Origin of the sequence: Virgisporangium ochraceum (assembly GCF_016863655.1) — a bacterium.
In the GTDB taxonomy this organism is placed as follows: Bacteria; Actinomycetota; Actinomycetes; order Mycobacteriales; family Micromonosporaceae; genus Virgisporangium; species Virgisporangium ochraceum.
In genome coordinates this window covers 1-25,946 of the sequence record NZ_BOPH01000113.1, presented here as the reverse complement: position 1 = coordinate 25,946, position 25,946 = coordinate 1, and the positions used below count along the sequence as shown (strand labels likewise).

At 73.4% G+C, this 25,946-nt stretch carries 31 protein-coding genes and 1 riboswitch; of the genes, 5 read left to right on the top strand and 26 right to left on the bottom strand.

The features are described 5' to 3' along the window. Positions 1–33 precede the first annotated feature (33 nt). Positions 34–130: riboswitch (glycine riboswitch) on the bottom strand. 43 nt (positions 131–173) lie between these two features. Continuing rightward, on the top strand, positions 174–839 hold the full coding sequence (locus Voc01_RS41095) for a nucleotidyltransferase domain-containing protein (protein ID WP_203933133.1): 666 nt from the start codon (positions 174–176) through the stop codon (positions 837–839). Continuing rightward, complete coding sequence (locus Voc01_RS41090) at positions 836–1,588, top strand: nucleotidyltransferase domain-containing protein (RefSeq protein WP_203933132.1); 753 nt, start codon at positions 836–838, stop codon at positions 1,586–1,588. Before Voc01_RS41095 ends, Voc01_RS41090 begins: the two co-directional genes overlap by 4 nt. A 210-nt stretch (positions 1,589–1,798) precedes the next feature. On the opposite strand, the gene Voc01_RS41085 is transcribed toward Voc01_RS41090, so the two are convergent. From Voc01_RS41085 to Voc01_RS41020, 14 genes are all read right to left on the bottom strand, one after another. Next, positions 1,799–2,941 (bottom strand): RNA polymerase sigma factor, encoded by a 1,143-nt coding sequence (locus Voc01_RS41085; protein WP_203933131.1) that lies wholly within the window; start codon positions 2,939–2,941, stop codon positions 1,799–1,801. Next, entirely contained in the window at positions 2,938–3,345 is a 408-nt protein-coding gene (locus tag Voc01_RS41080) for a YciI family protein (protein WP_203933130.1), read from the bottom strand. Before Voc01_RS41080 ends, Voc01_RS41085 begins: the two co-directional genes overlap by 4 nt. A 483-nt stretch (positions 3,346–3,828) precedes the next feature. Next, positions 3,829–4,368, bottom strand: coding sequence for a MerR family transcriptional regulator (locus Voc01_RS41075; RefSeq protein ID WP_203933129.1), 540 nt, complete (start codon positions 4,366–4,368; stop codon positions 3,829–3,831). Positions 4,369–4,584: 216 nt separating this feature from the next. Beyond that, entirely contained in the window at positions 4,585–5,049 is a 465-nt protein-coding gene (locus Voc01_RS41070) for a bifunctional nuclease family protein (RefSeq protein ID WP_203933128.1), read from the bottom strand. A gap of 91 nt (positions 5,050–5,140) precedes the next feature. Continuing rightward, positions 5,141–5,827: a transcriptional regulator FtsR gene (gene ftsR, locus Voc01_RS41065; RefSeq protein WP_239160873.1), complete on the bottom strand. Its 687-nt coding sequence runs from the start codon at positions 5,825–5,827 to the stop codon at positions 5,141–5,143. Positions 5,828–5,933: 106 nt separating this feature from the next. Beyond that, positions 5,934–6,374, bottom strand: coding sequence for an oxoglutarate dehydrogenase inhibitor Odhl (gene odhI, locus Voc01_RS41060; RefSeq protein ID WP_203933126.1), 441 nt, complete (start codon positions 6,372–6,374; stop codon positions 5,934–5,936). A 263-nt stretch (positions 6,375–6,637) separates the two neighbouring features. Further along, entirely contained in the window at positions 6,638–7,027 is a 390-nt protein-coding gene (gene gcvH, locus Voc01_RS41055; protein ID WP_203933125.1) for a glycine cleavage system protein GcvH, read from the bottom strand. Positions 7,028–7,063: 36 nt separating this feature from the next. Next, positions 7,064–7,723, bottom strand: a complete 660-nt coding sequence (locus Voc01_RS41050) for a DUF881 domain-containing protein (protein ID WP_239160856.1) — start codon at positions 7,721–7,723, stop codon at positions 7,064–7,066. A gap of 210 nt (positions 7,724–7,933) precedes the next feature. After that, the gene (locus Voc01_RS41045) at positions 7,934–8,266 is read right to left on the bottom strand and encodes a DUF1290 domain-containing protein (protein WP_203933123.1); all 333 of its coding nucleotides are present in this window, start codon (positions 8,264–8,266) and stop codon (positions 7,934–7,936) included. Then, positions 8,263–9,135, bottom strand: coding sequence for a DUF881 domain-containing protein (locus Voc01_RS41040; RefSeq protein ID WP_203933122.1), 873 nt, complete (start codon positions 9,133–9,135; stop codon positions 8,263–8,265). The genes Voc01_RS41045 and Voc01_RS41040 overlap by 4 nt, the downstream gene beginning before the upstream one ends. Further along, entirely contained in the window at positions 9,132–9,713 is a 582-nt protein-coding gene (clsA, locus tag Voc01_RS41035) for a cardiolipin synthase ClsA (protein ID WP_203933121.1), read from the bottom strand. The genes Voc01_RS41040 and clsA overlap by 4 nt, the downstream gene beginning before the upstream one ends. Positions 9,714–9,758: 45 nt before the next feature. After that, complete coding sequence (locus Voc01_RS41030; protein WP_203933120.1) at positions 9,759–10,625, bottom strand: TIGR01777 family oxidoreductase; 867 nt, start codon at positions 10,623–10,625, stop codon at positions 9,759–9,761. A 59-nt stretch (positions 10,626–10,684) separates the two neighbouring features. Next, positions 10,685–11,128, bottom strand: a complete 444-nt coding sequence (locus Voc01_RS41025) for a group II truncated hemoglobin (protein WP_203933119.1) — start codon at positions 11,126–11,128, stop codon at positions 10,685–10,687. A 360-nt stretch (positions 11,129–11,488) separates the two neighbouring features. Then, on the bottom strand, positions 11,489–11,938 hold the full coding sequence (locus tag Voc01_RS41020; protein ID WP_203933118.1) for a hypothetical protein: 450 nt from the start codon (positions 11,936–11,938) through the stop codon (positions 11,489–11,491). A gap of 52 nt (positions 11,939–11,990) precedes the next feature. Between Voc01_RS41020 and Voc01_RS41015 the strand changes: the two genes are divergently transcribed. Beyond that, a complete protein-coding gene (locus tag Voc01_RS41015; RefSeq protein WP_203933117.1) occupies positions 11,991–12,620 on the top strand; it encodes a hypothetical protein in 630 nt (209 codons plus the stop codon). Between the two features lie 6 nt (positions 12,621–12,626). On the opposite strand, the gene Voc01_RS41010 is transcribed toward Voc01_RS41015, so the two are convergent. The 6 genes from Voc01_RS41010 to Voc01_RS40985 form a co-directional block, all read right to left on the bottom strand. Further along, positions 12,627–13,238 carry a response regulator transcription factor gene (locus tag Voc01_RS41010; RefSeq protein WP_203933116.1) on the bottom strand — a complete coding sequence of 204 codons (612 nt, stop codon included), beginning with the start codon at positions 13,236–13,238 and terminating at the stop codon, positions 12,627–12,629. After that, entirely contained in the window at positions 13,235–14,314 is a 1,080-nt protein-coding gene (locus tag Voc01_RS41005) for a sensor histidine kinase (protein WP_203933115.1), read from the bottom strand. The genes Voc01_RS41010 and Voc01_RS41005 overlap by 4 nt, the downstream gene beginning before the upstream one ends. A 24-nt stretch (positions 14,315–14,338) precedes the next feature. Beyond that, entirely contained in the window at positions 14,339–15,070 is a 732-nt protein-coding gene (locus Voc01_RS41000; protein ID WP_203933114.1) for an ABC transporter permease, read from the bottom strand. Then, positions 15,067–15,981, bottom strand: a complete 915-nt coding sequence (locus Voc01_RS40995) for an ABC transporter ATP-binding protein (RefSeq protein WP_203933113.1) — start codon at positions 15,979–15,981, stop codon at positions 15,067–15,069. Before Voc01_RS40995 ends, Voc01_RS41000 begins: the two co-directional genes overlap by 4 nt. A 144-nt stretch (positions 15,982–16,125) precedes the next feature. Continuing rightward, entirely contained in the window at positions 16,126–17,382 is a 1,257-nt protein-coding gene (locus Voc01_RS40990) for an RNA polymerase sigma factor (RefSeq protein WP_203933112.1), read from the bottom strand. Then, positions 17,379–17,705: a YciI family protein gene (locus Voc01_RS40985; RefSeq protein ID WP_203933111.1), complete on the bottom strand. Its 327-nt coding sequence runs from the start codon at positions 17,703–17,705 to the stop codon at positions 17,379–17,381. Before Voc01_RS40985 ends, Voc01_RS40990 begins: the two co-directional genes overlap by 4 nt. 389 nt (positions 17,706–18,094) lie before the next feature. Between Voc01_RS40985 and Voc01_RS40980 the strand changes: the two genes are divergently transcribed. Then, positions 18,095–20,347 (top strand): tetratricopeptide repeat protein, encoded by a 2,253-nt coding sequence (locus Voc01_RS40980; RefSeq protein ID WP_203933110.1) that lies wholly within the window; start codon positions 18,095–18,097, stop codon positions 20,345–20,347. A 3-nt stretch (positions 20,348–20,350) separates the two neighbouring features. Here Voc01_RS40980 and Voc01_RS40975 read toward each other — a convergent pair whose 3' ends face one another. The 5 genes from Voc01_RS40975 to Voc01_RS40955 form a co-directional block, all read right to left on the bottom strand. Continuing rightward, entirely contained in the window at positions 20,351–21,001 is a 651-nt protein-coding gene (locus Voc01_RS40975; protein ID WP_203933109.1) for a response regulator transcription factor, read from the bottom strand. Beyond that, positions 20,998–21,492, bottom strand: coding sequence for a DUF2269 family protein (locus Voc01_RS40970; RefSeq protein WP_203933108.1), 495 nt, complete (start codon positions 21,490–21,492; stop codon positions 20,998–21,000). Before Voc01_RS40970 ends, Voc01_RS40975 begins: the two co-directional genes overlap by 4 nt. Further along, complete coding sequence (locus Voc01_RS40965; RefSeq protein ID WP_203933107.1) at positions 21,489–22,337, bottom strand: ABC transporter permease subunit; 849 nt, start codon at positions 22,335–22,337, stop codon at positions 21,489–21,491. The genes Voc01_RS40970 and Voc01_RS40965 overlap by 4 nt, the downstream gene beginning before the upstream one ends. Then, a complete protein-coding gene (locus Voc01_RS40960) occupies positions 22,337–23,236 on the bottom strand; it encodes an ATP-binding cassette domain-containing protein (protein WP_203933106.1) in 900 nt (299 codons plus the stop codon). Before Voc01_RS40960 ends, Voc01_RS40965 begins: the two co-directional genes overlap by 1 nt. An 84-nt stretch (positions 23,237–23,320) precedes the next feature. Beyond that, complete coding sequence (locus tag Voc01_RS40955) at positions 23,321–24,448, bottom strand: sensor histidine kinase (RefSeq protein WP_203933105.1); 1,128 nt, start codon at positions 24,446–24,448, stop codon at positions 23,321–23,323. Between the two features lie 152 nt (positions 24,449–24,600). Here Voc01_RS40955 and Voc01_RS40950 point away from each other — a divergent pair, with 152 nt between their 5' ends. Then, on the top strand, positions 24,601–25,467 hold the full coding sequence (locus tag Voc01_RS40950) for an alpha/beta fold hydrolase (protein WP_203933104.1): 867 nt from the start codon (positions 24,601–24,603) through the stop codon (positions 25,465–25,467). On the opposite strand, the gene Voc01_RS40945 is transcribed toward Voc01_RS40950, so the two are convergent. Next, a partial coding sequence (locus Voc01_RS40945) for a hypothetical protein (RefSeq protein ID WP_203933103.1) occupies positions 25,458–25,946 on the bottom strand: 489 nt, incomplete at its 5' end. The genes Voc01_RS40950 and Voc01_RS40945 overlap by 10 nt on opposite strands.

Sequence of the window (25,946 nt, the reverse complement as noted above, 5' to 3'; positions counted from 1 at the left end):
CCCCACTGTCGGAAACGTGGTTCCCTCCAGGCGCCTGCCCGCGTGGTCCTTCTGCCTGAGAGGTTCCGGGAGGAGTTGCCCCTTCGGCGCCGCCTGTTCCTGCGCTGGCGGTCTCTCCCACGCGGGTGATCGTGGCCCATCCGACGCTACCAGGACCGGTACCCTGCTGCGGTGTGACGCACGACGTGATCTATTCGGTCGTCGTCGGGTCGCGCGCCTACGGCCTCGACGGACCCGACTCCGACACCGACCGCCGCGGCGTGTTCCTCGCCCCCGCCGACGCGTTCTGGAGCCTCGACCCGCCCCCGACCCACCGCGACGGGCCCCGCCCCGAGGAGCTGCACTGGGAGCTGGCCCGCTGCCTGCAGCTCGGCCTGGCCGCCAACCCCACCGTGCTCGAAGTTCTGTGGTCACCGTTGGTCGAGACGCTCACCCCGGTCGGTCAACAACTGTTGGACCGGCGCAGCGCGCTCCTGTCGCGGCGCGTCTACGAGACGTACGGCCGGTACGCCAAGGCCCAGATGGGCAAGCTCGCCGCCACCAGAGCCCGCGGCGAGCCGGTCAAGTGGAAGCAGGCGATGCACATGCTGCGCCTGCTGCGGGCCGGCGCCCACGTGCTGCGCACCGGTGAGGTGCTGGTCGACGTGACCGCGTGGCGCGAGCCGCTGCTGGCCGTGCGCTCCGGCGCCGTTCCCTGGTCCTCGGTCGTCGCCGAAGCCGACGACCTGCACGCCGACCTCGACCGCGCCCTCGCCGAAACCCCGTTGCCCGCCGAGCCCGACCGCGCCACCGTGAACGGGTTCCTGATCGACGTCCGGAGGGCGAGCCCGTGCCCGTGATCTACCAGATTCCGCCGGTGGCCGCCGACGCCGTGGCCGCCCTGCCCTATCCCGCGGTGTTCGCCACCATCAGCGGCTCCCACATGTACGGCTTCGCCTCGGCCGACTCCGACCTCGACATCCGCGCGGTCCACCGGCTGCCGCTGGAGGAGGTCATCGGGCTGCGCACCGGTCCGGAGACGCTGCAGTCCAGCCGCACCCGCGACGGCGTCGAGCTCGACGTGGTGTCGCAGGAGCTGGCCAAGTTCTGCCGCCTGCTGCTGCGCCCCAACGGGCACATCCTCGAGCAGGTGCTCTCGCCGCTGGTGGTCACCACGTCCGACCTGCACGCCGAGCTGGTCGCCCTGGCGCCGGGCTGCGTGACGCGCTACCACTCCCACCACTACCTCGGCTTCGCCAAGGGGCAGTGGCAGCTCTTCGAGCGCGAGGGCAGCGTGAAGCCCGCCCTCTACACGCTGCGGGTGCTGCTGACCGGCATCCACCTGATGCGCACCGGCGAGCTGGAGTGCGACCTGCCGACGCTGGCTCCCGGCATGGACCTGCCGTACGTGCCCGACCTCATCGAGCGCAAGGCCCGGGCCGAGAAGGAGCCGCTGGGCAGCGACACGGCCCTACGCCGCCAGCTCGAGTCCGACGTCCAACGCCTCCAGCGGACCCTGGAACAGGCCCGCGACGAGACCAAGCTGCCCGACCGCCCCGGCAGCGGCGAAGCCCTCCACCACCTGGTGGTGCAAGCCCGCCTGTCCTGACCCCGCACCCCCGGCGATCTTGGACGCATGTGCATCGATTCCGATGCAGGAGTGTCCAAGATCCACGAAGCTGGCCCGGTTCGGCGCGGCGGGCGTTGCGCCACGGCAGGCCTTGCCCACCTCGCGGGCGGCGCCACACCCGCTAGGGCATCCTAGGATACTAGGCTGGTGGGTCGGGTCGGAGGGGCCGCGGGCTGGAGCCGCGGATGGTCAGCGGCGGCGCGCGTTCAGGCGGGCGGCCTGCTTTGTCAGGTGGGCGCGTTCGGCCAGGTTCGGGGCCTTCGCCGCGGCTTCGGCGTACAGGCGGGCCGCCGTCGCGGGGTCGCCGTCGCGCTCGTGCAGGTAGGCCGCCACCGCCGTGTACCTCGGCAGCTCCGGGTCCAGGTCGGCCAGCGCCGCCAGGCCGGCCCGGGCCCCGTCGGCCTCGCCCACGGCCACCGCCCGGTTCAGGCGGGCCACCGGGTTGTCGGTCAGGCGCACCAGCTCGTCGTACCACTCGACGATCTGCACCCAGTCGGTCTCCTCGGCCTTCCGCGCGTCGGCGTGCAGGGCGGCGATGGCCGCCTGGGCCTGGAACTCCCCCAGCCGGTCGTTCGCCAGCGCCGCCTGCAGGATCGCCACCCCCTCGGCGATCAGGTCGGTGTCCCAGCGCGACCGGTCCTGGTCGGCCAGCGGCACCAGGCTCCCGTCGGCACGCTTGCGCGCCGCCCGTCGCGCATGGTGGAGCAGCATCAGCGCGAGCAGCCCGGCCGCCTCCTCGCTGCGCGTGAGCTCCGCCAGCTGACGGGTCAGCCGGATCGCCTCGGCCGCCAGGTCCACGTCGCCGGAGTAGCCCTCGTTGAACACCAGGTACAGCACGCGCAGCACGGTCGCCACGTCTCCGGGCCGGGTGAACCGCACCCCCGACACGGTGCGCTTGGCCCGGCTGATCCGCTGGGCCATCGTCGCCTCCGGGACCAGGTACGCCTGCGCGATCTGCCGCGTGGTGAGGCCGCCGACCGCCCGCAACGTCAGCGCGACCGCCGAGGCCGGCGTCAGCGACGGGTGCGCGCACAGGAAGTACAGCCGCAGCGTGTCGTCGACGTCCGGAACGTCGGCTCCGACGGGCTGGTCGTCGACGACGGCCTCGCGCCGCCGCCGCGAGGTCTCGGCCCGCGCCGCGTCGAGGAACTTGCGCCACGAGACCGTGATCAGCCAGCCCTTCGGGTCGCGGGGCGGGTCGCCGGGCCAGGAACGCACCGCCTCGAGCAGCGCGTCCTGGACGGCGTCCTCGGCCGCCGCGAAGTCGGCTCCGCGGCGGACGAGGATCCCGATCACCGCGGGCACGAGCTCCCGCAGCAGCGCCTCGTTCACTCGATGACCGTGGGCGGCTCGGCGTAGAACGGGCGCAACTCGAGCCACTCGTGGATCGGCTTCCCGCCGTGTCCCGGCGCCGCGGACAGCTCGCCGGCGACCTCGATCGCGCGCTCGTACGAGTCGACGTCGATGATCATCCAGCCGGCGATCAGGTCCTTGGTCTCGGCGAACGGGCCGTCGGTGACCGGCGGGCGGCCCTCGCCGTCGGAGCGGACCCACACGCCCTCCGGCTTGAGCGCCTGACCGTCGACGAACTCGCCCGTCTTCTCCAGCCGGGCCGCCCAGTCCGTCATGAACTGGACGTGCGCGGTGACCTCCTCCGGGGTCCACTTGTCCATCGGGACGTCGTTGACGGCTTCCGGCGCGCCGCGGTAGTGCTTGAGCAACAGGTACTTCGCCATCGGGGTTCTCCTCGTTCGTCGTGGGCGTGTCGAGTGCGGGGACGGAGCCGGGGCGGCGTTCTCGACATGCCCCCGGCAAGAATTTGTCCGCGCTGTCTCACCAGTTCCTCGACCGCGCTGGGCAGGGTCGTCTCGAAGTCGATGAGCTTGGGCCACGTCGGGGTCACCACGATGCGGACCGTGCCGTCTCATCCGGAGGGACTCGTCGGGGATGCCGGCGACGGTGTCGAGCTCGGCCCGGCCCCGGACGAGCAGGATCTTCGGCGGGTGCACCTCGGTGTCGATGGTCAGGGCCACCATGGGGTTCGCGCGTCGGTGGCGACGTAGGCGAGGCGGCGCAGGTCTCGGTTCAGCAGCTCGCGGCTGTACGGGACGGTCGAGAATCTCGCTGATCTCAGTGGTTCGCATGCACCCGGACGCAGCCGGCACCCGGATCTCGACAGACCCCGCGCGGCGATGTCCGACGGCGCGGCGGGAGAACTCTCAGCCGGCGCGGCGGCGGGCCCGGCGGGCGGCGAGCTCGTCGGTCGCCGGCGGCGAGGCGGGTTCGACCTCGGCCGGCTCCCCCGGCTCGGCCGCGAGGCTCGACAGCGTGCCCTCGATCTCCTTGAACGCCCCGCCGATCGCGATGCCGAACACGCCCTGACCGCCCTGCAGCAGGTCGACGACCTCCTCCGGCGAGCGGCACTCGTACACCGTGGTGCCGTCGGAGATCAGCGTGATGCCGGCGAGGTCGGAGACCCCGCGCGAGCGCAGTGTGTCGATCGCCTTGCGGATGTTCTGCAGCGACACCCCGGCGTCGAGCAGCCGCTTGACGACCTTCAGCACCACGATGTCGCGGAACGAGTAGAGCCGCTGGGTTCCGGAGCCCGACGCGTCACGGACGCTCGGCACGACCAGCGCCGTGCGCGCCCAGTAGTCGAGCTGCCGGTAGCTGATGCCGGCCGCGTGGCAGGCGGTCACACCGCGGTATCCGACGGTGTCGTCCGCCGAAGCGGGACCCAACTCCGCCGACCCATCCATGTGACCCACCACCGTTCTCCCCCGGCTTAGCGCGTAGAGCCGGCGCCCGTTACAGACTGCCAAACCCTACCGCCTGTATCGACGGATTCCCGCCAGGTAACGCGCCCGACACGCCGTGTCGACACGCCGAAATCCTTTGTGGCGCAACGGTTGTCACCCGTTTGGGGCGATTTGTACTGCGCTCGCCGGATCAGTTCGCCGAATCAGTTCGGCGGATCAGCCGGCGAAGTCCTCGGGGCGCACCTGCTCCAGGAACTCCCGGAACTTCTCGACCTCGTCCTCCTGCTCGTCAGGAATGACGATGGCCGCCTCGGTGAGCACCTGGTCGGCGCAGCGGATCGGGGCACCGACGCGTAGCGCCAACGCGATCGAGTCGCTCGGCCGGGCCGACACGCGCACGCCCTCGCCGATGATCAGCTCGGCGTAGAAGATGTTGTCGCGCATCTCGACGATCTCGACCGCGCGCAGGGGCTGCTTCAACGCCAGCAGGATGTCGCGCAGGAGATCGTGGGTGAGCGGGCGGGCGGGTTTGACGCCCTGCTGCTCGTACGCGATCGCCGTCGCCTCCACCGCACCGATCCAGATCGGCAGGTAGCGGTCGCCGTCGACCTCCTTGAGCAGCACGATCGGTTGGTTGCTAGGCAGCTCGACCCGCACCCCAACCACGTTCAGCTCACGCACCCCAGCGCCTTTCGGTTCGCCGACCTTCCCCTGCACGGTACACGCAGCGGCCATGGTCCGTGCAGCGGCGCGAGGGGCACGAGTGTCACATCTACCGCAGTGTCTGGCCGAGGCCGACGCGCACCAACGCCGCGTGCAACCGCCCGGTGAGTCCCGACAGCTCCCGCACCGTCTCGGCCGCCCGGTCACGCGCCGCCGGACCGGTACCGCGGGCCATCGGCGAGATCAGCTGCATCAGCAGCCCCACCTCCCGGTCGGCGGCGGTCCGGTACGCCCGCAGGTGCCGCGCGGTGAGCCCGAACTCCGCCAGCGCACCGGCCACCCGCAGCACCTCCACCGCGTCGGCCGCGTACCTCCCACCGGCACCGGGCGTCACCACGCCGTGCTTCTCCAGGTCCTCGAGCACCGCCACCGCCACGCCGGCGCGGTCGAGGAGGTCCGCCCGGGTCACCGTCTCGTCGGCGGCGGGCGCCGTCGTCGGTGCCTCCCGGTCGGGGGACGCGGGGGGAACGGCGACGAGCACCGGCGTGCCGGCCGGGGTCTCCCCGCGGTCGATCGCGGCCAGCTGCTCGCGGATGACCCGCAGCGGCAGGTAGTGGTCGCGCTGGGCCACCAGCACGTAGCGCAGCCGCGCCACGTCGGCCGGGGTGTACTTCCGGTACCCCGACGCCGTCCGGCGCGGTTCGACGAGCCCCTCGGCCTCGAGGAAGCGCAGCTTCGAGATGGACGCGTCGGGGAAGTCTCCCCGCAGCTCGGCCAGCACCTGGCCGATACTCAGGAGCACCGGCTCATCGGGCCGGCCCCGATCCTGGCCGTTCCGACCCCACGCACGCGCGGACCGGGCCGCGGCGGAACCACCCGATCCGGACGTCATCCGGACAACCCTAGCGGTCGTCGGGGCGCGGACCCGCGATGAACACCAGCCGGAACTTGCCGATCTGCACCTCGTCGCCGTTGCTCAGCGTGGCCGACTCGACCCGCTCGCGGTTGACATAGGTGCCGTTGAGGCTGCCCACGTCACGCACGGTGAAGATGCCGCTCTCGCGGTGGAACTCCGCGTGCCGACGCGACACCGTGACGTCGTCGAGGAAGATGTCGCTGTCGGGATGGCGACCGCTCGTGGTGACGTCGTGGTCGAGCAGGAAGCGGGCGCCGGCGTTCGGCCCGCGACGCACGGCCAGCAGGGCGGTACCCGGGGGCAGCGAGCCGGAGACCCGGCCGGCCGTAGTGTCCGGCGGATCCTGGTCGACGCCGTCGTCGAGCGCGCCAAGGTTCAGCGTGGACGTGACGTCGAGTGGGGGAAACTCGTCGTCCTGGCGCGTCATGGATCACCTCACGGGTCAAAGGTCGGGCAACCGCAGAGAACAGGTGGTGCACAAGCAGACAGCAGATGAAACCAGACACGGCGGCTGGTCGTACATCTGGTCGTACAACATGTGCGGAGAGGCCGCACCTGTTGTACGACCAGCCCCGCGTAGCCTCGCATACGACACCGGTCGCACGGTTGCCTGGGCAACCCTAGCGATGGCCGGTTTTCAGGGTCAACCAGACGCGCGGAGCGCGCCCGACTGTTCCTGGCTTTCTGGTCCTAGCTTTCCGTCAACGCCCGGTACGCGGCGGCGTCGAGCAGGCCCGCCACGGCCGCCGGGTCGGACGGTTCGATCTCCACCAGCCAGCCGGCGCCGTACGGGTCGGAGTTGACCGCCGCCGGATCGGCGTCGAGCGCCTCGTTGCGGGCCACCACCCGGCCGGACACCGGCGCGTAGATCTCCGACACGCTCTTGGTCGACTCGACCTCGCCCAGCGAGTCACCCGCCTGCACCTCGGTGCCGGGCTCGGGCAACTGGACGAACACGATGTCACCGAGCGAGTCCTGCGCGAAGTCGGTGATGCCGACACGCACCCCGCTCGAGTCACCACCGGCCACCGGGGAGACCCACTCGTGCTCCGCGGTGTAGCGCAGTTCTTCCGGAGTCACTGCTGTCCTTTCGGTTCACGGTACTGGTTGACCGTGCTAGTTCACGGGGCGCGCGTACCGCAACGGCTCACCGTCGTGCAACGCCGTCACCTTGATCAGCCCCGGCTGGTGCATGGTCACGTTACCGCCGCGCTGCCGCACCGCGTCGACCACCCCACCAGGAATGTTCAACGCGGTCTGCATCGTCTGCGGGTCGCCGATCACGTCGATCGTGTACGGGCTCGACATCGGCACCCCGTCGACGGTGATGCCCTCGCCCGAGTCGACGAACCAGGTGCCGGCGACGATGCGCACCGGCTCACCCGACCCGCCCTGGATCTGCATCGCCTCGGCGCCGGCGCCGCGCAGCTCCTCGACCGCGTCGAGGACGCTGTCGGCGCGGATGCGCTGGTCGCGCGGGGCGAACACCACCTGCACGCCGGGGCCCTCGGCCGGCAACGTGCCGGCGAGGATCCCGAGCACCTCGGCCCGCCGGCGCGCCTCGGCCAGCGCCGCCTCCCGGCCCTCGGCGCCCGACTCCAGCTGCCGCTTGGAGTCCTCGAGCTCGGCGAGCTCCCGGCGCAGCCGCTCCTGCCGGGCGTCGAGGTCGGACAGGATCCGCACCAGGTCCTCGGGACGGGCGTTCGCGTACGCGTCGTCGGCGTTGGTGCTGCGCACCTGGGCGGCGATCGCGAACCCGAGCACCACGAGGAGCACGCCGATCAGGGCACCGGCACCGGACGCGCGTCTCTGCCTTCTCTCCGGAGGTGGTGTTCCGGCGGGCTCTTCTGGCGCCGCAGGCGCCTCGTCACCCCGGCCGGCCACCTCCTCGGCCACTTCTGCCTCCGCGGACGGTGCGGTGGCCGTCTCATCGCGCTCTTCACGCTCTTCACGCTCTTGGGGTTCTGCGGCGTCGTCGGGCACGGGTCACGCCCGGAAGAGGTGGCGGCGGATGGCGGCGACGTTGCCGAAGATGCGCACGCCGAGGACGACCACGACGCTGACCGACAGCTGGCTGCCCACGCCGAGCTGGTCGCCGAGGAACACGATGAACGCGGCCACCACGACGTTGGACACGAACGACACCACGAACTGCTTGTCGTCGAAGATGCCGTCGAGCTTGGCGCGCAGCCCGCCGAACAGGGCGTCGAGGGCCGCGATCACCGCGATCGGCAGGTACGGCTCCAGGACGGCCGGCACGGTCGGCTGCAGCACCAGGCCCAGCACGACGCCCGCGATCAGGGCCAGGCCCGCGATCATCGGGGACTCCCCGACACGCTCGGCGCCACCGACGGCGGCGTACCGGGTGGACGGGCGTACTGGAGGCCGGGGTCGTCGCCCGCCGGGAGGGTGAGCCGGTCCCTGGCCTCGATGTCGAACTGCATCCGGTAGGTCTCCGCGAAACGTTTGAACCGCTTGCCGGTGGCCGAGTCGGCCATCCGCTTCTCGATGCCGTCGGGCCCGATCGCCGACAGCTGGTAGGGCCGGGTGACCGGCTTGAAGTCGACGAGGATGGCGCCGCCGGCCGCCCGGATCGTGGTGATCGCGGTCAGCCGCTGCCCGTTGATCGCCACGGCCTCCGCACCGGACTCCCACAGCGCGTTGGCGAGGTCCTGCAGGTCACGGTCGATGACGCGGCCCGGGTTCTCCGGGTCGACGTCGCCGGTGACCGGGTCGACCGCCGCCGGCGCGTCGGACACCGTCACCACCACGCCGTCGCCGGCGACCCGGCCGAGGCCGGTACGCGCCTCGAGGTCCTGCAGCCGCAGCAGCTCCGGGTCGGCGGCCAGGGCGTCCTGGCGGCGCTGCGACACCTCGCCGCGCAGGGCCTCGGCGTCGCGGGCCAGCTGGTCGGCCTCGGCCCGCCGGTCGGCGACCTCCTTGGCGAGGTCCGCCTGGGTCTGGTTGGTGCCGGCCTTGTCTGCGACCACCTGGTCGTAGGCGACGGCGAGCAGGAACCCCAGCATGGCCAGCGCCACCGCGCGGGCCGCCTTCCCGCCGCGCCGCTGCCACGGCGGCCGCGGGCCCCGCTCCTCGCGGCGGCGGGCGGCGTCGACGTACCCGGAGTCGAGGGGTGTGCGGAACAGGTCGGCGAGCAGGTCGCTGGCCTCGCGGTGCGGCCTGCTCATGCCGGCTGCTTCCTTGTCTTCCTTGTCGCGCTGAACGCCTGCCCGATGTACAGCGCCGCCGCGACCCAGTAGAGCCCGAGCCCCCACCAGGCCAGGCCCCAGCCGATCGGGTGGGCGTACGGGTGCGCGGCGCTGCTCGCGTACGCGAGCAGCAGCACCGGGAACGCGGCGAGCAGCAGGAACGTGGCGGTCTTGCCGACGTAGTGCACCGGCGGCGGCCCGAACCCGTGCCGGCGCAGGACCGCCAGGCAGCCGGCCATCACCAGCTCGCGCAGCACCAGCGCCAGCGTGAACGCCAGCGGCAGCACACCCTCGATGGTCAGCGCCACGACCGTGGCCGCGATGTAGAGCCGGTCGACGGCCGGGTCGAGCAGCTCACCGAGCCGGCTGACCTGTCCGAAGCGCCTGGCGACCCACCCGTCTACCCAGTCGGTGGTGCCACCGACGGCCAGCACCACGACCGCCGCGGCCTTCTGGTCGGCCACGAACAGCAGGATCAGGAACAGCGGGACGCCGAGCAGGCGCGCGAAGCTGATGACGTTGGCCGCGGTCAGCACCCGACCACGCGCTGACTCCATGAACTCCTGCCCCCTGGCCCCACCTCACCGTTCCGGGTCGGAACTCTACCCGTCGGTGAGCGCGGCGCGGATCGCGGTGTCGACGTCGGGGTGGCGGAACCCGAAGCCGGCCTCCTCCAGCCGCGCCGGTAGCACGTTCAGGCCGCCGAAGACCTCCGCCGCGACCCCGCCCAGCGCCGGCCGCAGCACCGCGAACGGAACGCCGAGGGCCACCGGCCGGCGCAGCGCCCGGCCGAGCGCCGCCGCGAAGTCACGGTTTCGCGCGGGGTGCGGCGCGGTGACGTTGTAGGGACCGCCGGCGCCGGGCAGCTTCGCGAGGAACCGGATCGCACCGACCGCGTCGGCGAGCGAGACGTGGCTCCAGAACTCCTGTCCCTTCCCGAACCGCATGCCGAGCCCGGCGCGGTACAGCGGAAGCAGCGCTTTCAGAAGGCCGCCGCGCCGGCTGAGCACCAGCCCGAGCCGCAGGTGCACCGCGCCGGGGCCGGCCGCGTCCTCCCAGTCACGCGCCACCCGCGGCAGGACGCCCTCGTACGGTCCGGGGTCGCTGGCCTCGGTGAGCTCCTCGTCGCCGCGGTCGATGCCGTACCAGCGGATCCCCGACGCGCTGAGGAACACCGGGGTGCCCGCCCCGTCGGCCATCGTCCGCAGCGCGCGGGCCGTGGTGACCCGGCTGGAGCGGACGAGCTCGGTGCGGGCGGCGGTCCAGCGCCCGGTGAGCGGCGACCCGGCCAGGTTGACGAGCACGTCGGCCCCGTCGACGAGTGCCGGGTCGGGGTCCGCCGGGTCCCACCGCCGCTCGTCGGCGGTGGACGGCTCGCGCCGGACCAGCCTCGTGACGTCGTGCCCGCCGTACCGGTACGACGCGCACAGCGCGGTGCCGATCAGTCCACCGGCCCCCGCAATGACCACCTTCTGCACTGCTTTTTGTGTTCCGCCCCCGGCCACGGGCCGAGGATAGAGCGGGCCGGTCAGGCCCGCCGGCCCGTCCAGTCCCAGCGCGGTGTCGGAAGCCCGTCCGCGGCCGGCGGCCGGTGCAGCCCGTGTGCGAACACCTCCGCCACGGCGTCCTCCATGTACGCCCGCAGCACCGCCCGGAACTCCGGGTCGGCGGGCAACCCCGCGTCGTCGGCCGCGGCGACGAAGCACGCGACGAAGCGCTCGCCCATGCCGTCGCCCGGCTCCGCCCCACTGTGGACGGCGAGCATCCCCGAGTGCCCGGGCCGGTACCGCGCCGGTCCGCCGAAGACCTCTCCCCAGTAGTCGGCCAGACGCTGCACGTGCTCGGGGTGTACACCCCGAGAGAACGGGTGGTCCAGCACCGGATCGGCGAGGCACCGCGCGTGGTGGGCCTCGGCCAGTGCCCGGAACGCGTCGGCCCCGCCGGCAAACTCGAACACCGACGGCCGCGACATGGAGGTAGCGTGCCACACCCCGTTAGGCATCCTAGGAGGCTAGGTCGGTTGCCCGCCGGAACGGGCGACGGGCGTGACCCGTCCGGCGGGAACCGACCTGGGACGCGCCGCGGAGGTCGGCTACGGGTCCCCCGTGCGCGCCGCGGCCCGCCCTGTGGGGCCTGCGCCTGCGATCGTCCGGTCGCCGGGGCTTCCCTGGCTGGCCCGCCGGGCACCGCACGACCCCCGCACGCGCCGATCTTGCAGTTCTGGCCGCCCCTATGTCCGGTGATATCCGCCTTTGTCGAGGGCCACAACTGCAAGATCGGCGCGGGGCGGGGTGCGGCGCCGGGGGCACGTCCCCTGGCGTGGTGGGTGGGGTCAGCGGCGGGTGGCGGCCGTGGCCAGGGCGAGGACCACGGCGTCCTCGGCGAGGGCGGCGGCCACCGGTGGCACTCCGCGGGCCGCGGCGTACGAGCGCCACCTCGCCCCCGCCACGCTGCCGGCCACCACCGCGCCGGCGGCTACGAGCGCCGGCACCAGCGGCGACACGCCGGAACGGCGGGCCAGGGCCGCTCCCCCGGCGAGCCCGGCGACCACCCGGCCGGCCAGGGCCGGCGGCGACAGCCGGCTCGGGGTGAACGGGGCCTTGTCGGCCACCAGTTCGGCGAGGGCGAAGCCGGTGGCGATGCGGCGGGGCCAGGTGCCGGCCAGCCGACCCGCCCAGCCATCGGACGGGGACGGCCGCCGCAACGCCAGGGCGGCCAGGCCCGTCGCGCTGCGGCCGCCGGTGGCCGCCCCGAACAGTGCCGCACGTACCAGAACCGTCATGCCCCGCACCCTAGCGGTGGCCGGATGCCCGGAACGGCCTTAACGTGTCGATGTGTCGGACACAGCGTTGCACCTCGTGCTGGCCCGGGTCAGTACCACCGTGCTCGACGCGATCAGGGAACGCCCGGAGCTCGTCGCGGGCATCCTCACCGTCGACGGTGGGGAGCGGTTCGTCGCCGGGTTCGCGGAGCTCGAGGCCACCGCCGCGGAGAAGGCGTCGCGGGCGTGGTTCGACACGGCGGTCAACGGCACCGAGCCGCTCGGGTACGACGCGGTCACCGACGGGCCGGCTTTCGCGCTCGGCGTCGACGACGTGCGCGCCGTCGCGGTCGGGCTGGTCGACGAGGGGTGGGCGCCGGGGCCCGGTCACCACGACGACGCCGACGCCGACGTCGACGCGACGGCCCGCACCCTCGGCGCGGCCGCCGGCTGGGACCCCGACGAGTTCGCCACCTACGGCCCGATGCTGGCCGGTTCGTGGTCACCCGACTTCCTGCACCGGCTGGTGCGGGCGGTCGGCGCGGCCGGCGGGTGGAGCGAGGAGACCACGGAACGGGTGCACGTCGCGGTCGCGGTGCCGACGATCGTTCCGCGCGGCGGCGGGCTGGCCGCGTTCTTCGCCGCGGCCGCCCGGACCGGTCAGGCCGTCGTGGGCGGTCTGGTCGAACAAGACCATAGGTGACGGGCGTCAGAGCCAGCCGCGCTCGTCAGCGAGCCGGACAGCTTCCGCCCGCGTGCGGGCACCGGTCTTGCCGATGGCCGCCGACAGGTGGTTGCGCACCGTCCCCTCCGACAGGCCGAGCTGGGCGGCGACGTCGGCGACGGTCCCGCCGTCGCGGGCGGCGCGCAGCACCCCGGCCTCCCGCGGGGTCAGCGGGCTGTCGCCGCTCGCCAGGGTCTCGGCCGCCAGCGTCGGGTCCACCACCCGCAGCCCGGCGGCGACGCGGCGGACCGCGTCGGCGAGCTGGCGGGCCGGGGTGTCCTTGACGACGAAGCCGCCGGCACCGGCCTCCATGGCCCGCCGCAGGTATCCGGGACGGCCGAACGTCGTCACCACCAGGACGCGGCACGACGGCAGGGCCGCGCGCAGCGCGGCGGTGGCGGCGATGCCGTCGAGGCCGGGCATCTCGACGTCGAGGAGGGCGACGTCGGGGCGGGTGCGGCGGGCGGCGTCGACGACCTCGTCGCCGCGGCCGACCTCGGCCACCACCTCGAGGTCGGACTCCAGGTCGAGCAGCGCGGCGAGGGCGCCCCGCACGAGCGCCTGGTCGTCGGCGAGCAGCAGCCGGATCGTGCTCACGGCAGGGTCACCTCGAGGGCCAGGCCGCCGCTGTCCGCGCGTCCCACCGCGAGCGTGCCGCCGGCGGCCGTCACGCGCTCACGCAGTCCCGACAGCCCCGACCCCCGCGCGGACGGACCCGGACCCCGGCCGTCGTCCTCGACCACGACGGACGCCGCGCCGACCCGGACGCGGCAGCGCCCGGCGCCGCTGTGCCGCACCACGTTCGTGACCCCCTCCCGCACGACCCAGCCGAACAGCTCCTGCCGCTCGTCCGGGACGGCGGCGGTGTCGTCGGGCAGGTCGGCCTCGATGCCGGCGGCGACCAGCGCGCTGCGGGCCCGGGCCAGCTCGACGTCCAGCGACACCTCCCGGTACCCGCCGACCGCGGCGCGCACGTCGGTGAGGGCCTCGCGGGCCAGCCGCTGGATGTCGGCCAGCTCGGTCTCGGCGCGGTCGGGCGCGAGGCGTACCAGCCGGCCGGCGAGCTCGGCCTTGACCGACACCACGGTGAGCGAGTGGCCGAGCAGGTCGTGCAGGTCGCGGGCGAACCGGTTGCGTTCGTCGGCGACGGCCAGCCGGGTGATCTCCTCCCGGGCCGCGGCGAGCTCGGTGTTGCGCCGCACCAGCTGCACCACGCCCCATACGGCCAGCGCCGCGATGCCGACCTGGAAGGCGAGGTCGTCGTTGCGGGTCCAGCCCGGCACCGTACGGGGCAGCACCAGCGCCGCCGTCGCGAGCACCGCGACCAGCGCCCACGCCGCGCGGGTCGGCAACGCGAACACCGCCATCGCCGACAGGTAGACCAGCGCGGTCAGCGCCGGCTGCCCGACCGCCACCGCGAGCACCACGACCAGCGCGGCCATCGAGCCGAGGAGCGCGACCGTGCCCGGACGCGCGAGCCGGCGCGCGGTCCCCCGCAGGCTGCGCCGCAGCCGCAGGAACCCGGCCAGGTAGACCGCCGAGTACAGGACCGCCGCGGCGATCCCGACCACGCGCCGCCACGGCTCCGGGTGCTGCCAGGCCGCCTCGATCGGGTAGATCATGTAGACGAGCCAGACCGCCACCCAGAGCCAGATGAAGCGGAAACGCGTCACGGCGGTCACGCTACCGACCGTCGCTCAGGCTCTCGCGGTGTCGGCGCGGAACCGGTTGACGCCGATGATCCCGAGGCCGACCGTCCAGGCGAGCAGCACGAGCACCGCCCTGGCGTCGAGCGAGCCGTGCGCCAGCGGCTCCCGCGCCACGTCGGCCGCCCAGTAGGCCGGCGTCCACGTCGACACGACGCGCATGACGTGCGGCATCTGGTCGACCGGCAGCCACAGCCCGCCGAACAACGCGAGCAGGAAGAACAGGAGGCCGCTCACCTGCTGCATGCTCTCGGGCCGGGCCACGTACCCGATGATCAGCCCGAGCGCGGCGAACGGCAGCGCCGACAGCCACGAGCCGAGGAACACCAGCGCCCACGTGCCGGCACTCAACCGAACGTCGAGCACCAGCGCACCCAACGAGTACACGACGACCAGCGGCGGCAGCACGAGCACCAACGCCAGCACCACCTTGCTCACCACGTATTTCACCGGGTTGAGCGGCGTCAGCCGCAGCTGGCGGTTCCAGCCGACGCCACGCTCGACGGCGATCGACCCGGCGGCGCCGGTCGCCGACGACATCGCCCCGAAGATGCCCATGCTCACCATGATGTAGGCGGCGACGGTGGTCCCCTGGTACGCCTCGTTCTTCTGGGACGAGCCGATCACCAGCAGCAGGATCGACGGCAGCAGGACGCTGAAGACCAGCACCCGCTTGTTGCGCAGCACCCTGGTGATCTCCAGGCGCAGGTAGGTGAGGTTCATCGGGTGCCTCCCGCGGTCAATGCCAGGAATGCGTCCTCCAGGCCGTGTGCCGACACCTCGACGTCGCGGGCCTGCGTGCGCGTGAGCAGCGCGCGCAGGGCGGCGTCGGAGTCGGTGCAGGTCAACAGGACCGTGGACCCGCGGGTCTCGGCCCGGTCGACGCCGGGCAGGCCGGCGAGCTCGGCGAGGTGCGCGCCGGGGACGGTGGCGCGGATCGTGCGTCCCGACACGAGCGACTTGACGTGTGCCGGCGAGCCGTCGGCGATCACCTGTCCCTGTCGCATGAGTACGACCCGGTCGGCGTAGGCGTCGGCCTCGTCGAGGTAGTGGGTGGCGAACAGGACCGTGCGGCCCTTCGCGGTCTCGGCGCGCATCGCGGTCCAGAACGCGCGCCTCGCCTCGACGTCGAGGCCGGTGGTCGGTTCGTCGAGCACGATGAGGTCCGGGTCGGCGACGAGCGCCATCGCGAACCGGACCCGCTGCCGCTGGCCGCCGGACAGGCGTCCGACGCGTCGCTTCGACAGGTCGTCGAGGCCGGCGCGCTCGAGCACCTCCGGCACCGGCCGGTGGGTGCGGTAGAGCGACGCGGCCAGGGTCACCATCTCCCCGACGGTGAGGTCGGGCAGCAGGCCACCGGACTGCAGCATCGCGCCGACCCGGCCGGCGGCGACGGCCCGGTCGGGTGGCAGGTCGTAGACGGTCACGGTGCCCGCGTCGGGCCGGGCGAGGCCGAGGAGCAGGTCGATGGTGGTGGACTTGCCGGCGCCGTTGGGGCCGAGGAGCGCCACCACCTCGCCCTTGTCGATGCCGAGGTCGACGCCGTCGACGGCGGTCACCGCGCCGAAGCGTTTGGTCAGGCCGGTCAGCCGTACCGCGTCTGCTGTCGTTGTCTTCCGGGTCTTCTGGGGCATGAGTCGATGCTGGAGCGGGTACGCCTGTCTGCGGGCTGCGGACCGTCACGGTGCGGCCATGACGGATGTCATGGGTGCGTGTCCCGGATCGTGGATGGCCGGTTCTCCGGCCGCGTCCGTCGCGATGCCCACATCCTGGGAACGTCAGCGTCGCTCACGAACCGGCTGTTGGATCTTCGGCGTGTCGTCCTGCATGCTGGGATCCGCCCGGCGCAGGAGCACCGCGCGTTCGCGTTCGTTTCGGGTCAGCTCCGCGGCGCGGGCGAACTCGGCGCGGGCCTCGTCGGTGCGGCCCAGCCGCGCGAGCAGGTCGCCGCGGACCGCCGGCAGCAGGTGGTAGCCGCGCAGCCCGTCGATCGCGTCGAGGACCTCGAGGCCCTTCTCCGGCCCGTACGCCATCGCGACCGCCACCGCCCGGTTCAGCTCCACCACCGGGGTCGGCGTGAGCCGGCGCAGCGACCCGTACAGCGCGGCGATCGCCACCCAGTCGGTGTCCTCCGCCCGCCGGGCCCGGGCGTGACAGGCGGCGATCGCGGCCTGCAGCACGTACGGGCCCGGTGGGCGGCCGAGCCGCTCGGCCCGGAGCAGCGCCGCGTACCCGCGGCGGATCAGCAGCTGGTCCCACCGGCCGCGGTTCTGCTCCAGCAGCGGCACCGGGACGCCCGCCCGGTCGACCCGCGCCGCGGTGCGCGAGGCCTGGAGCTCCATCAGCGCGACCAGCCCGTGCACCTCGGGCTCGTGCGGGGCGAGCCCGGCCAGCAGCCGACCCAGGCGCAGCGCCTCGTGGGTCAGCTCGGGGCGCATCCACTCGTCGCCGGCGGTGGCGGTGTACCCCTCGTTGAAGATCAGGTAGACGACCTCGAGCACCGACGCGAGCCGGTCCTCCTTCTGGTCGAGTTCGAAGCTCTTCCCGACCAGCGCGCGCTTGGCCCGCACGATGCGCTGGGCGACGGTGGCCTCCGGCACCACGAACGCGCGGGCGATCTCCTCGGTGGACAGCCCGCCGAGGACCCGCAGCGTCAGCGCCACCCGCGACCGCGTCGGCAGCGTCGGGTGGCACGCCATGAAGATCAGCCGCAGGAGGTCGTCGTCCAGGTCGTCGCCGTATTCGTCCTCGTGGTTTTTCAGGTCGCGGCCCAGGTCGCGGCCGAGCTCGGCGACCTTGTCGGCGAGCCGGTCGTCGCGGCGCAGCCGGTCGATCGCCCGGTGCTTCGCGGTGGTCATGAGCCAGCCGCCGGGGTTGGGCGGCACGCCCGTGAGCGGCCACTCCTCCAGCGCCGCGACGAGGGCGTCCTGGGCCAGCTCCTCGGCCAGCCCCACGTCGCGGACCAGCCGGGTCAGCGCCGCCACGATGCGGACCGACTCCAGCCGCCACACCGCCTCGACGGCCTTGTGGCTCATTCCGGCCCGTACACCTGGCGGATGTCGCCCTCCCCGTCGCCGACGATCTCCCAGAACCGCCGGCTCAGCTCCGCCGCCTCCTCGAGCGACCGCGCCTCGATGAGCGCGAAGCTGACGATCGTCTCCTTCGACTCCGCGTACGGGCCGTCGGTGAACGTCACCCGTCCCCCGCTGGCCGTCGCGTGGGTCCCCTCCATCGCGAGCCCACCGGTCGCGAGCAGCACGCCGGCGCTGGTGAGCTCCTCGATGAAGCGGCCCATCTCGGCGTGGAGCCGCTCGTCGGCGGCCGGGCCACCGCCGTTCATCGTCATCAGGAAGCGCATGGGGACCCATCCAACCAAACGTCTCCGCTGATCCTGTCGACCCGGGCCGGCCGGTCGCGCCCGGGTTCACCGCCCCGGACGCTGCTCCCGTGGTGCCGCCGACGAGGGGGAACAGGTCGCCGGCGAAAAGCACCATCGGCGACAGGATCCCGACCAGCGAGCCGGCCAGCACCGCGAGCCCGGCCCGCAGCCCGACGCCGCTCACGAGCGTTCCGGGACGGAACCGCGATACCGGTAACCCTGCCGGCCCGACCGCACCGGGCACATCCGGCGACCGACGGCACCATCGCTGCGTCGAGGGCCGTACACCGTCCGTCCGTACGTACGTGTCGGTGACCCGTGGTACACCGGTAAGCCGATGGCCCACGGCTACGGAGAGGTGACCGCTGGTGGATGGACGCGACGACCCGCTCGTGATCATGTCGGACCCCCGCCGGATCCCAGCGGCCACGTGGCACGTGCCGATCCAGGGCGGTCAGGGCGCCCAGGTCGGAGACCACACCACGCAGCACAACACCTTCCAGGCTGTGCCTGGCAAGGCGCCGCAGGAGGTCAGCGCACCGGAACGGATGCACAACCTCCCGCCGCGGTCCGCCGTCTTCGTGGGCCGCGACCTGGACCACCTCGACCGGTTGATGGGCGCCAGCCGCACCGGGGTGGTGGTCGGCCAGGTCGCCGTTCACGGGTTGGGCGGGATCGGGAAGACCGAGCTGGTCACCCACTTCGCCCACGCGGTCCGTGACCGCTACCCGGTGGTGTGGTGGATCACCGCGGACAAGGCCGACACCGTCACGCAGGGTCTGGTCCGCCTTGCCCGCCGCCTGCAGCCGACCGCGACCGTCGCGTACGGCCACGAGTGGGCGATCGCCTGGTTGCAGGCCCACCCGGGCTGGTTGCTGATCCTCGACAACGTCGAGGACATCGACGACATCCGGCCCCTGCTCGGCCAGCTCGGCGGCTGCGGCGACGTGCTGGTCACCACCCGCCGCGACCCGGAGGGTGGCGGGTGGGCGCCGCTCGGCCTGGCGCCGTTGCAGCTCGAACCCCTGGGACGGGCCGCCAGCATCGAGCTGCTGACGCGCATCACCGGCAACGACGACCGGGCCGGCGCCGACGCGCTGGCCGCCGACCTGGGCGATCTGCCCCTCGCGTTGGAACAGGCCGCCGCCTACATCGGCCGCCACCGGGGCATGGACTACCTCACCTACCGCGACACGCTGGCGACGAGGTTCGACAAGGTGGCCCGTCATGGCGCGCGCGGCGGAACCAGCGAGCGCAGCATCGCCCAGGTGTGGCAGGTCACCATGATCACCATCACCGGGCAGTCGCCCCTCGCCCGTACGGTCCTCGACGTACTCGCCTGGCTCGCCCCTGACGAGCTCCCGCAGGACGTGCTCTACCCGCTGGCCGACGACCCCGACGACGTCCTCGACGCGGTGTCCCTCCTCGCCGACCACAACATGATCAAGTGGCAGGACCACGCGGTGAGCGTCCATCGGCTCGTACAGGCCGTCACCCGCGCCACCCACGCCGACCCCACCGACCGCGTCACCGGGCCGGCCACCCGGGCCGTCACCCTCCTGGCCGCCGCCATTCCCGCCGCCGATCCGCTCGACGACGTCGCGACCTGGCCGCGATGGAACCGGCTCCTCGTCCACATCGAGAACGCGTACGAGGCCATGACCGCCGACCGCCGGGATCCGCGGGTGCTCGAACTGGCGAGACGGGCCGCCGCCTACCGCCAGTTCCACGGTCAGCTCGCCACGGCGACGACGACGCTGCAGCAGGTGCTCGTCGACTCGCGGCGGGTGTGCGGCGCCGACCATCGCGACACGCTGTCGACCGAACGCAGACTCGCCGACGCCTACCGGGAGGCGGGGCGGGTGGTCGAGGCGATCGCGATGCTGGAGCGGGTGGTCGCCGGCTGCCGACGGACGCTGGGTAGACGACACCGGCACACGCTGGCCGCACGTTTCGACCTCGCGACGGCCTATCACCACGCGGCCCGCTACGACGAGGCGATCGACCTCTTCCGGCGGATTCTCGCCGACGAGCGGGGAACGGGACTCGGTCCGGGCACGTTGAGCACCCGGCACGGTCTTGCGAACGCGTATCTGATAACCGGTCGACTGGACGTTGCGATCGACATCTTCCTCGAGGTGCAGTCCGAGTGCCGCCGGACGCTGGGCGCGGAACACCCCCATACACTCATCTCCGCCTACAGCCTCGCCCTGGCCTATCAACGGGCCGGACGGCTGGACGAGGCGCTCCCCCTGTACGAGCAGACCGTGGCCACCTCCCGGCAGGTGCTGGGACGCTGCCACCCGACCACGCTCTTCGCCCGCTACGGGCTCGGCAGTGCCCGCCTCGACGCGGGTCACGTGGAGGACGCCGTGTCGCTACTCGACGGGGTCCTCCACGATTATCGACGGGTGTTGGGCGACCACCACCCGGACACGCTGCGGACCTGGCACAGGGCGGCCCGGGCCCACCTGGCCGCCGGTCGGGTGGAGGACGCGGTCACCCTGTTCGAGCAGACACTCGCGGTCCGGCGGCAGGTGCTCGGCGGCGACCACCCGGACACGCGGGCGACGGTCACCGCTATCCGCGACGCCAGAGCCGAGCTCGACCGGCGGCGCTAGCAGCTAGGCCAGGCCGCTCTGGTAGGCGAACACCACCAGCTGCGCCCGGTCCCGGGCGCCCAGCTTGATCATCGCGCGGCTGACGTGGGTTCGGGCGGTCGCCGGGCTCACCACCAGGTCCCGGGCGATCTCGTCGTTGGTCATGCCCTGGGCGACCAGGGTCACGACCTCCTTCTCCCGTTCGGTCAGCTGGCCGAGGTTCGGGTGCGGGATGACCGCGCGGTGCCGCTGCCCGGCGAACTCGCGGATCAGCGTGCGGGTGACCGACGGCGCCAGCAGGGCACCGCCGTCGACGACCGTGCGCATCGCCTCGATCAGGCGGGCCGGCGGGGTGTCCTTCAACAGGAAGCCGCTGGCTCCCAGGCGCAACGCGTCGAAGACGTACTCGTCGCGTTCGAAGGTGGTCAGCACGATGACCCGCGTGCCTGCCAGGTCGGGGTTGGCGACGATGCGGCGGGTGGCCTCGAGGCCGTCGATGCCGGGCATGCGGATGTCCATCAGCACCACGTCGGGACGGGTCCGCGCCGCCACCTCGACGGCGGCCAGCCCGTCGGCGGCCTCGCCGGCCACCTCGAAGCCGCCCTCGTTGTCCAGCAGGGCGCGCAGGCCCAGCCGGACGAGGTCCTGGTCGTCGACGAGCAAGACTGAGATCATCGCCCCGCCGATCGTACGCGGCCCCACGGCTTGAACACCGACAGCGTCATCGCGACCAGCACCGCCGTGGTCGACACGACGGGCGGGAACGCGAGGTCCGTCACGTCGGGCAGCGCGGCGCCGGTGGTCAGCGAGTCGCGGGCGTCGCCGGCCAGGGGGTCCAGCGACGGCATCAGAAGGAACAGTACGAGCGTCACCAGCACCACGTTCAGCACCAGCTTCACCGCCACCCACCAGTACCGCACGAGCCCGTACTTCGACCCCAGGCCCAGTACCACGCCGGAGAACAGGCACAGCAGGCCGGCGACGGCGAGCGGCCAGGTCGCGAACGCGCCGATGGCCGAGAGGGCCGCCGCGGCGCCGACGGCGTCGCCGGGGAGCACCGCGGTGAACACCAGGATCCCGAGCACGACGTCGATGCCGAGCCAGGCACCGGACGACACGATGTGCAGCAGCAGTACCAGCTTGCGCGTCCGGGTGCCGAGCCTCACGACAGGTCCCGCCGGCGCACCAGCACCACCGTGGCCACGAGGAACGCCACCAGGTACGCGCCGCAGAGCAGCGCGGCCGGGAGTCCACCGAGGACGGTCAGTACACCGGGCGTCGCGTCGGGGCCGTCGGCCGGCGCGCCGAGCGCACCCGCCACCGAACCCGCCGCGGCACCCGGGAGCCGGTCGGTCACCGCGGACAGGCCGTCGAGCAGGTTCGCCGCGCCGCGCAGCAGGTTCTCGACCACGAACGTCCACACCAGACCCAGGCCGACGCTCACCGCCGGCGCGCGCGTCACGGTCCCCAGGAAGATGCCCGCGGCGGCCCACATTCCGAGCACCAGAGCGGCGCCGCCAACCGCACGCGCCGTCTCACCGAAGCCCGGAAGGACAAGGCTTTCGGACGCGCTGAGCGCGACCACACCCGACAACGCGAGATCCAGGCACAGGGTCCACACGACGATCCCGGCGACGACGGCGAAGACGGCCGCGACCGTCCCGACGACGACGGCGCCCCGCGACGGACCCTGCGTGAACGCGGTCTTCCAGGTGCCCCAGCCGTAGCCGCTGCCGGCGGCGAGCGCCCCGAGGATCAGCACGATCGCGCCACCGAACATCGGCGTGCCGCCGACAAGGACCGACGGGACCGCCGGCGGCAGCATCCCCGCGAGCAGGTCCTCCGCCGTGCCTCCACCGCCGAACGCGGTCGCCGGGTCGTCGGACCGGTACGCCAGGTACGGGAACACGAACGAGAACGTGACCTGCAGCGCGGTCCAGACGCCGACCAGCACCCACAGGGTCGGCCAGCGCCGCAGCCGCAGCAGGTCGGCGCGCGTCGTCGCGAGCATCACGACACCCCCGTCATCGCCAGGAACACGTCTTCGAGGGCGCGTTCCCGTACGACCAGCGCGTGCAGGTCGACGCCGTCCGTCACCAGGTGCCGGGCCAGTTCGGGCACGTCGACGCCGTCCGCCGGTACGGTCAGCACCGGCCGGCCGTGTTCGTCGGCGGCCTCCACGACGTCACCGAAGCGCGAGACGACCCGCAGCGCCGCGGGCAGCGGCGTGGCGCGGACCTCGAGCACCGCCCCGCCGCGCAGCTCGTCGACGGTGCCCTCGTGGAGCAGCCGCCCACCGGCGACGACGCCGACGCGATGGCAGATCTGCTGCACCTCGGCCAGCAGGTGGCTCGACAGCAGCACGGTCCGCCCGCCGGCGGCCAGGTCGACCACGAGCGTGCGCATCGCGGCCATGCCGGCCGGGTCGAGGCCGTTGGTCGGCTCGTCGAGGATCAGCAGGTCGGGGTCGCCGAGGAGAGCGGCCGCGACGCCGAGGCGCTGCTTCATGCCGAGGGAGTACGCGCGGAACCGGTCGCCGCCGCGGTCGGCGAGGTCGACCCGGTCGAGGGCCGCGTCGGCCGCCCGGTCGTCGAGGCCGCGGTAGCGGGCCAGCACCCGCAGGTTGTCGCGGCCGGACAGGTACGGGTGGAAGCCGGGACCCTCGACGAGGGCGCCGACCCGGCGCAGCGCGTCGGCGCTGCCCGGCGCGCGGCCGAGGACGGTCGCCGTGCCCGCCGTGGGCCGCACGAGACCGAGGAGCATCCGCAGCGTCGTGGTCTTGCCCGCGCCGTTGGGCCCGAGGAAGCCGTACACCTCGCCGCGGCGCACCTCGATCGTCACGCCGTCGACAGCGGCGCGGGTGCCGTAGCGCCTGGTGAGGTCGTCCGTGCGGACGACGGTCTCTGTCATGGGTCCATGCTTTACGGGACCGGCGTCAGCGGCGTCTGTTCGGCGACGCATCCCGGCGTACGTTCGGGGGCGTACGGCGCCGGCCTATCGTACGGTGGCGCACGGTAGGGTCGCCCGCACCTCGAAGATGCCGGGCCGCGCGGGTCCGGCGGTGAGCGTCCCGCCGAGATGGGACGCGCGGCGCCGCATGCCCGCGATGCCGAAACCCTCGACGTGGTCGCCCGCGGCGAGGTCCTGGTTCGCGACCGTGACCGTCACCGCGTCGGCCCGGTACGCGATCTCCACGGTGGCCATCGGGTGCGGCGAGTGCTTGACCACGTTGGTCAGCGACTCCTGCAGGATCCGGTACGCGGCCAGGTCGGCGGCGGCCGGCAGGGCACGCGGCGGGCCGTGCACCGCCAGGTCGACGGTCACCCCGGCGTCCTCCACGCGCCGCCGCAGCTCCTCGACGCGGGCCAGCCCCGGCATGGGCGCGCGGCTGTCGGGGTCGCCGGCCTGCGCCGGCGAGATCGCCGCGAGGGTCGTGCGGAGCTCGGCGAGCGCGTCGGAGCTGGCCCGGCTGATCGCCTCGAGCGCGACGTGCGCCTGCCCCGGCTTCGTCTTCTGCAGGTGCAGCGCGATGTCGGCCTGCATGCGGATCGCGGCCAGCCCGTGGCCGACGACGTCGTGCACCTCCTGCGCCAGCCGCAGCCGCTCGGCATCGACCAGCCGGCGCTCGCTCTCGGCCCGTTCCCGCGCCACGGCCTCCTGCACCATCCGCCGGGCCACGCCGACGGTGAACGGGATCGCCACCCACGCCGACGCCGGGATCAGGCCGGCCGCGCCGTCGAGCGCCGCCGGGTTCGTGAAGACGTGCAGGACCAGCACCAGCAGCGCCACCGCGCACGCGACCGCCGCCGGCACCAGCCGCAGCCGGCGGGCCACCGAGTGGACGCTGACCGCCACCGCCGCGAGCACCGGCCCGTACGGGTACCCGATCACGAGGTAGGCCGAGACGGCCGCGGTCGCCACGACCAGCGTCGGCACCGGCCAGCGCCGCCGCGCCACGGTGACCCCGGCCGCGACGACGACCAGCGCGACGGCGAGCAGGTCGGGTGTCCTGTCGTCGGTCCGCAACCGGTCGACGAAGGGCAGGGTGACGAGGCCGAGCGCGATGAGCCCGGCCGCGAGGCCGACCTCCGCCGCTGCCGCCCGCCGGTTCCCGCTCGTCACCCGTCCATGATGGCCGCCGGCGGTGCGCGGCCGCGTACGTCCGCCGACGTATCTCGAGGTCGCCGATCGAGAACCTCGAGGCCCGCTTCGGACAGCTGGACGCCGTCGAGGCCCGAGTTGCCGATCTCCGCCGGTCCGGTAGTTTCGGGCCGGTGTTCGACGGCTTCACGCTCGACCGGGTCGACGTCGGCGAGGTCAGCCTCCGGGTGAGGCACGGCGGCGCCGGCACGCCCGTGGTGCTGGTCCACGGTCATCCCCGGACGCACACCACGTGGCACGCGGTCGCCGCCCGGCTGGCCGGGCACCACACCGTGGTCGCGGCCGACCTGCGCGGGTACGGCCGGTCGACGCTGCCACCCGACGCGCCCGACCACGCGCAGTCGAGCAAGCGCGCGATGGCCGGCGACCTCGCGCGGCTGATGACCCACCTGGGTCACGAGCGGTTCGCCGTGGTCGGCCACGACCGGGGCGCGCTCGTCGCGTTCCGCACGGCGATGGACCACGCCGACCGGGTGACGCACCTGGTGGTCATGGACGGCCTGCCGGTCGTCGAGCACCTGGAGCGCACCGACGCGGTGTTCGCCCGGGCGTGGTGGCACTGGTGGTTCCTCGGCCAGACCGACAAGCCCGCCGAGCGCGTCATCTGCGCCGACCCCGACGCCTGGTACCGCACGCCCGGCCCCGACGAGCTCGGCGCCGGCAACCACGACGACCTGTGGCGGGCCCTGCGCGACCCGGCGGTCGTGCACGGCATGTGCGAGGACTACCGGGCCGGCCTGGGCATCGACCGCGCCCACGACGAGGCCGACCGCGCCGCCGGCCGCCGGGTCAGCTGCCCGACGATGCTCCTGGAGTCCTCCCGCGACGACCTCGACATCCACGGCGACCCGGCCGCGATCTGGGCACCGTGGCTGGCCCACCCGCTGCGCCACCGGGTCGTCGACAGCGGCCACCACCAGGCCGAGGAGGCCCCCGACGCGGTCGCCGACGCCCTCCTGGAGTTCCTCGGTCAGGAGTAGGGGCCCTGTGCCGCGATGTCGGCGACCATCACGGCCGCGGCCAGGGCGAGGAACGCCGGGCCCACGAGCCGGGACGCGGGACGGGAGCCCGCCGTCACCCGGGCGGCGAGCCAGCCCGCGACGACGAACAGGGCCGGCACGACGTGGAACATCAGCCGCGAGGCGATGATGCCGATCCCCCACGCGAACAGCACCGAGAACAGCACCGTCAGGCCGGCGCCGACGACGATGGCACGGTCTTCGGGAGAGTCGGCCGCGAGCCGGACCCGCAGCAGCACGGCCAGCGCCGCCAGCGCGCCGACCAGCAGCATCGCCACCGTGGCGACCTCGAGCTCGCGGATCGTGGTGACGGTCATGTCGCGGGTGGCCGACACCAGGCCGCCGAGGCCGTGCCGGCGCAGCGCGATGTAGGGCCACACGAACTCGTCGTAGACCTCGGCCTCGTGGTTGTAGTAGCTGCCGGTCACCACGCGGCAGAT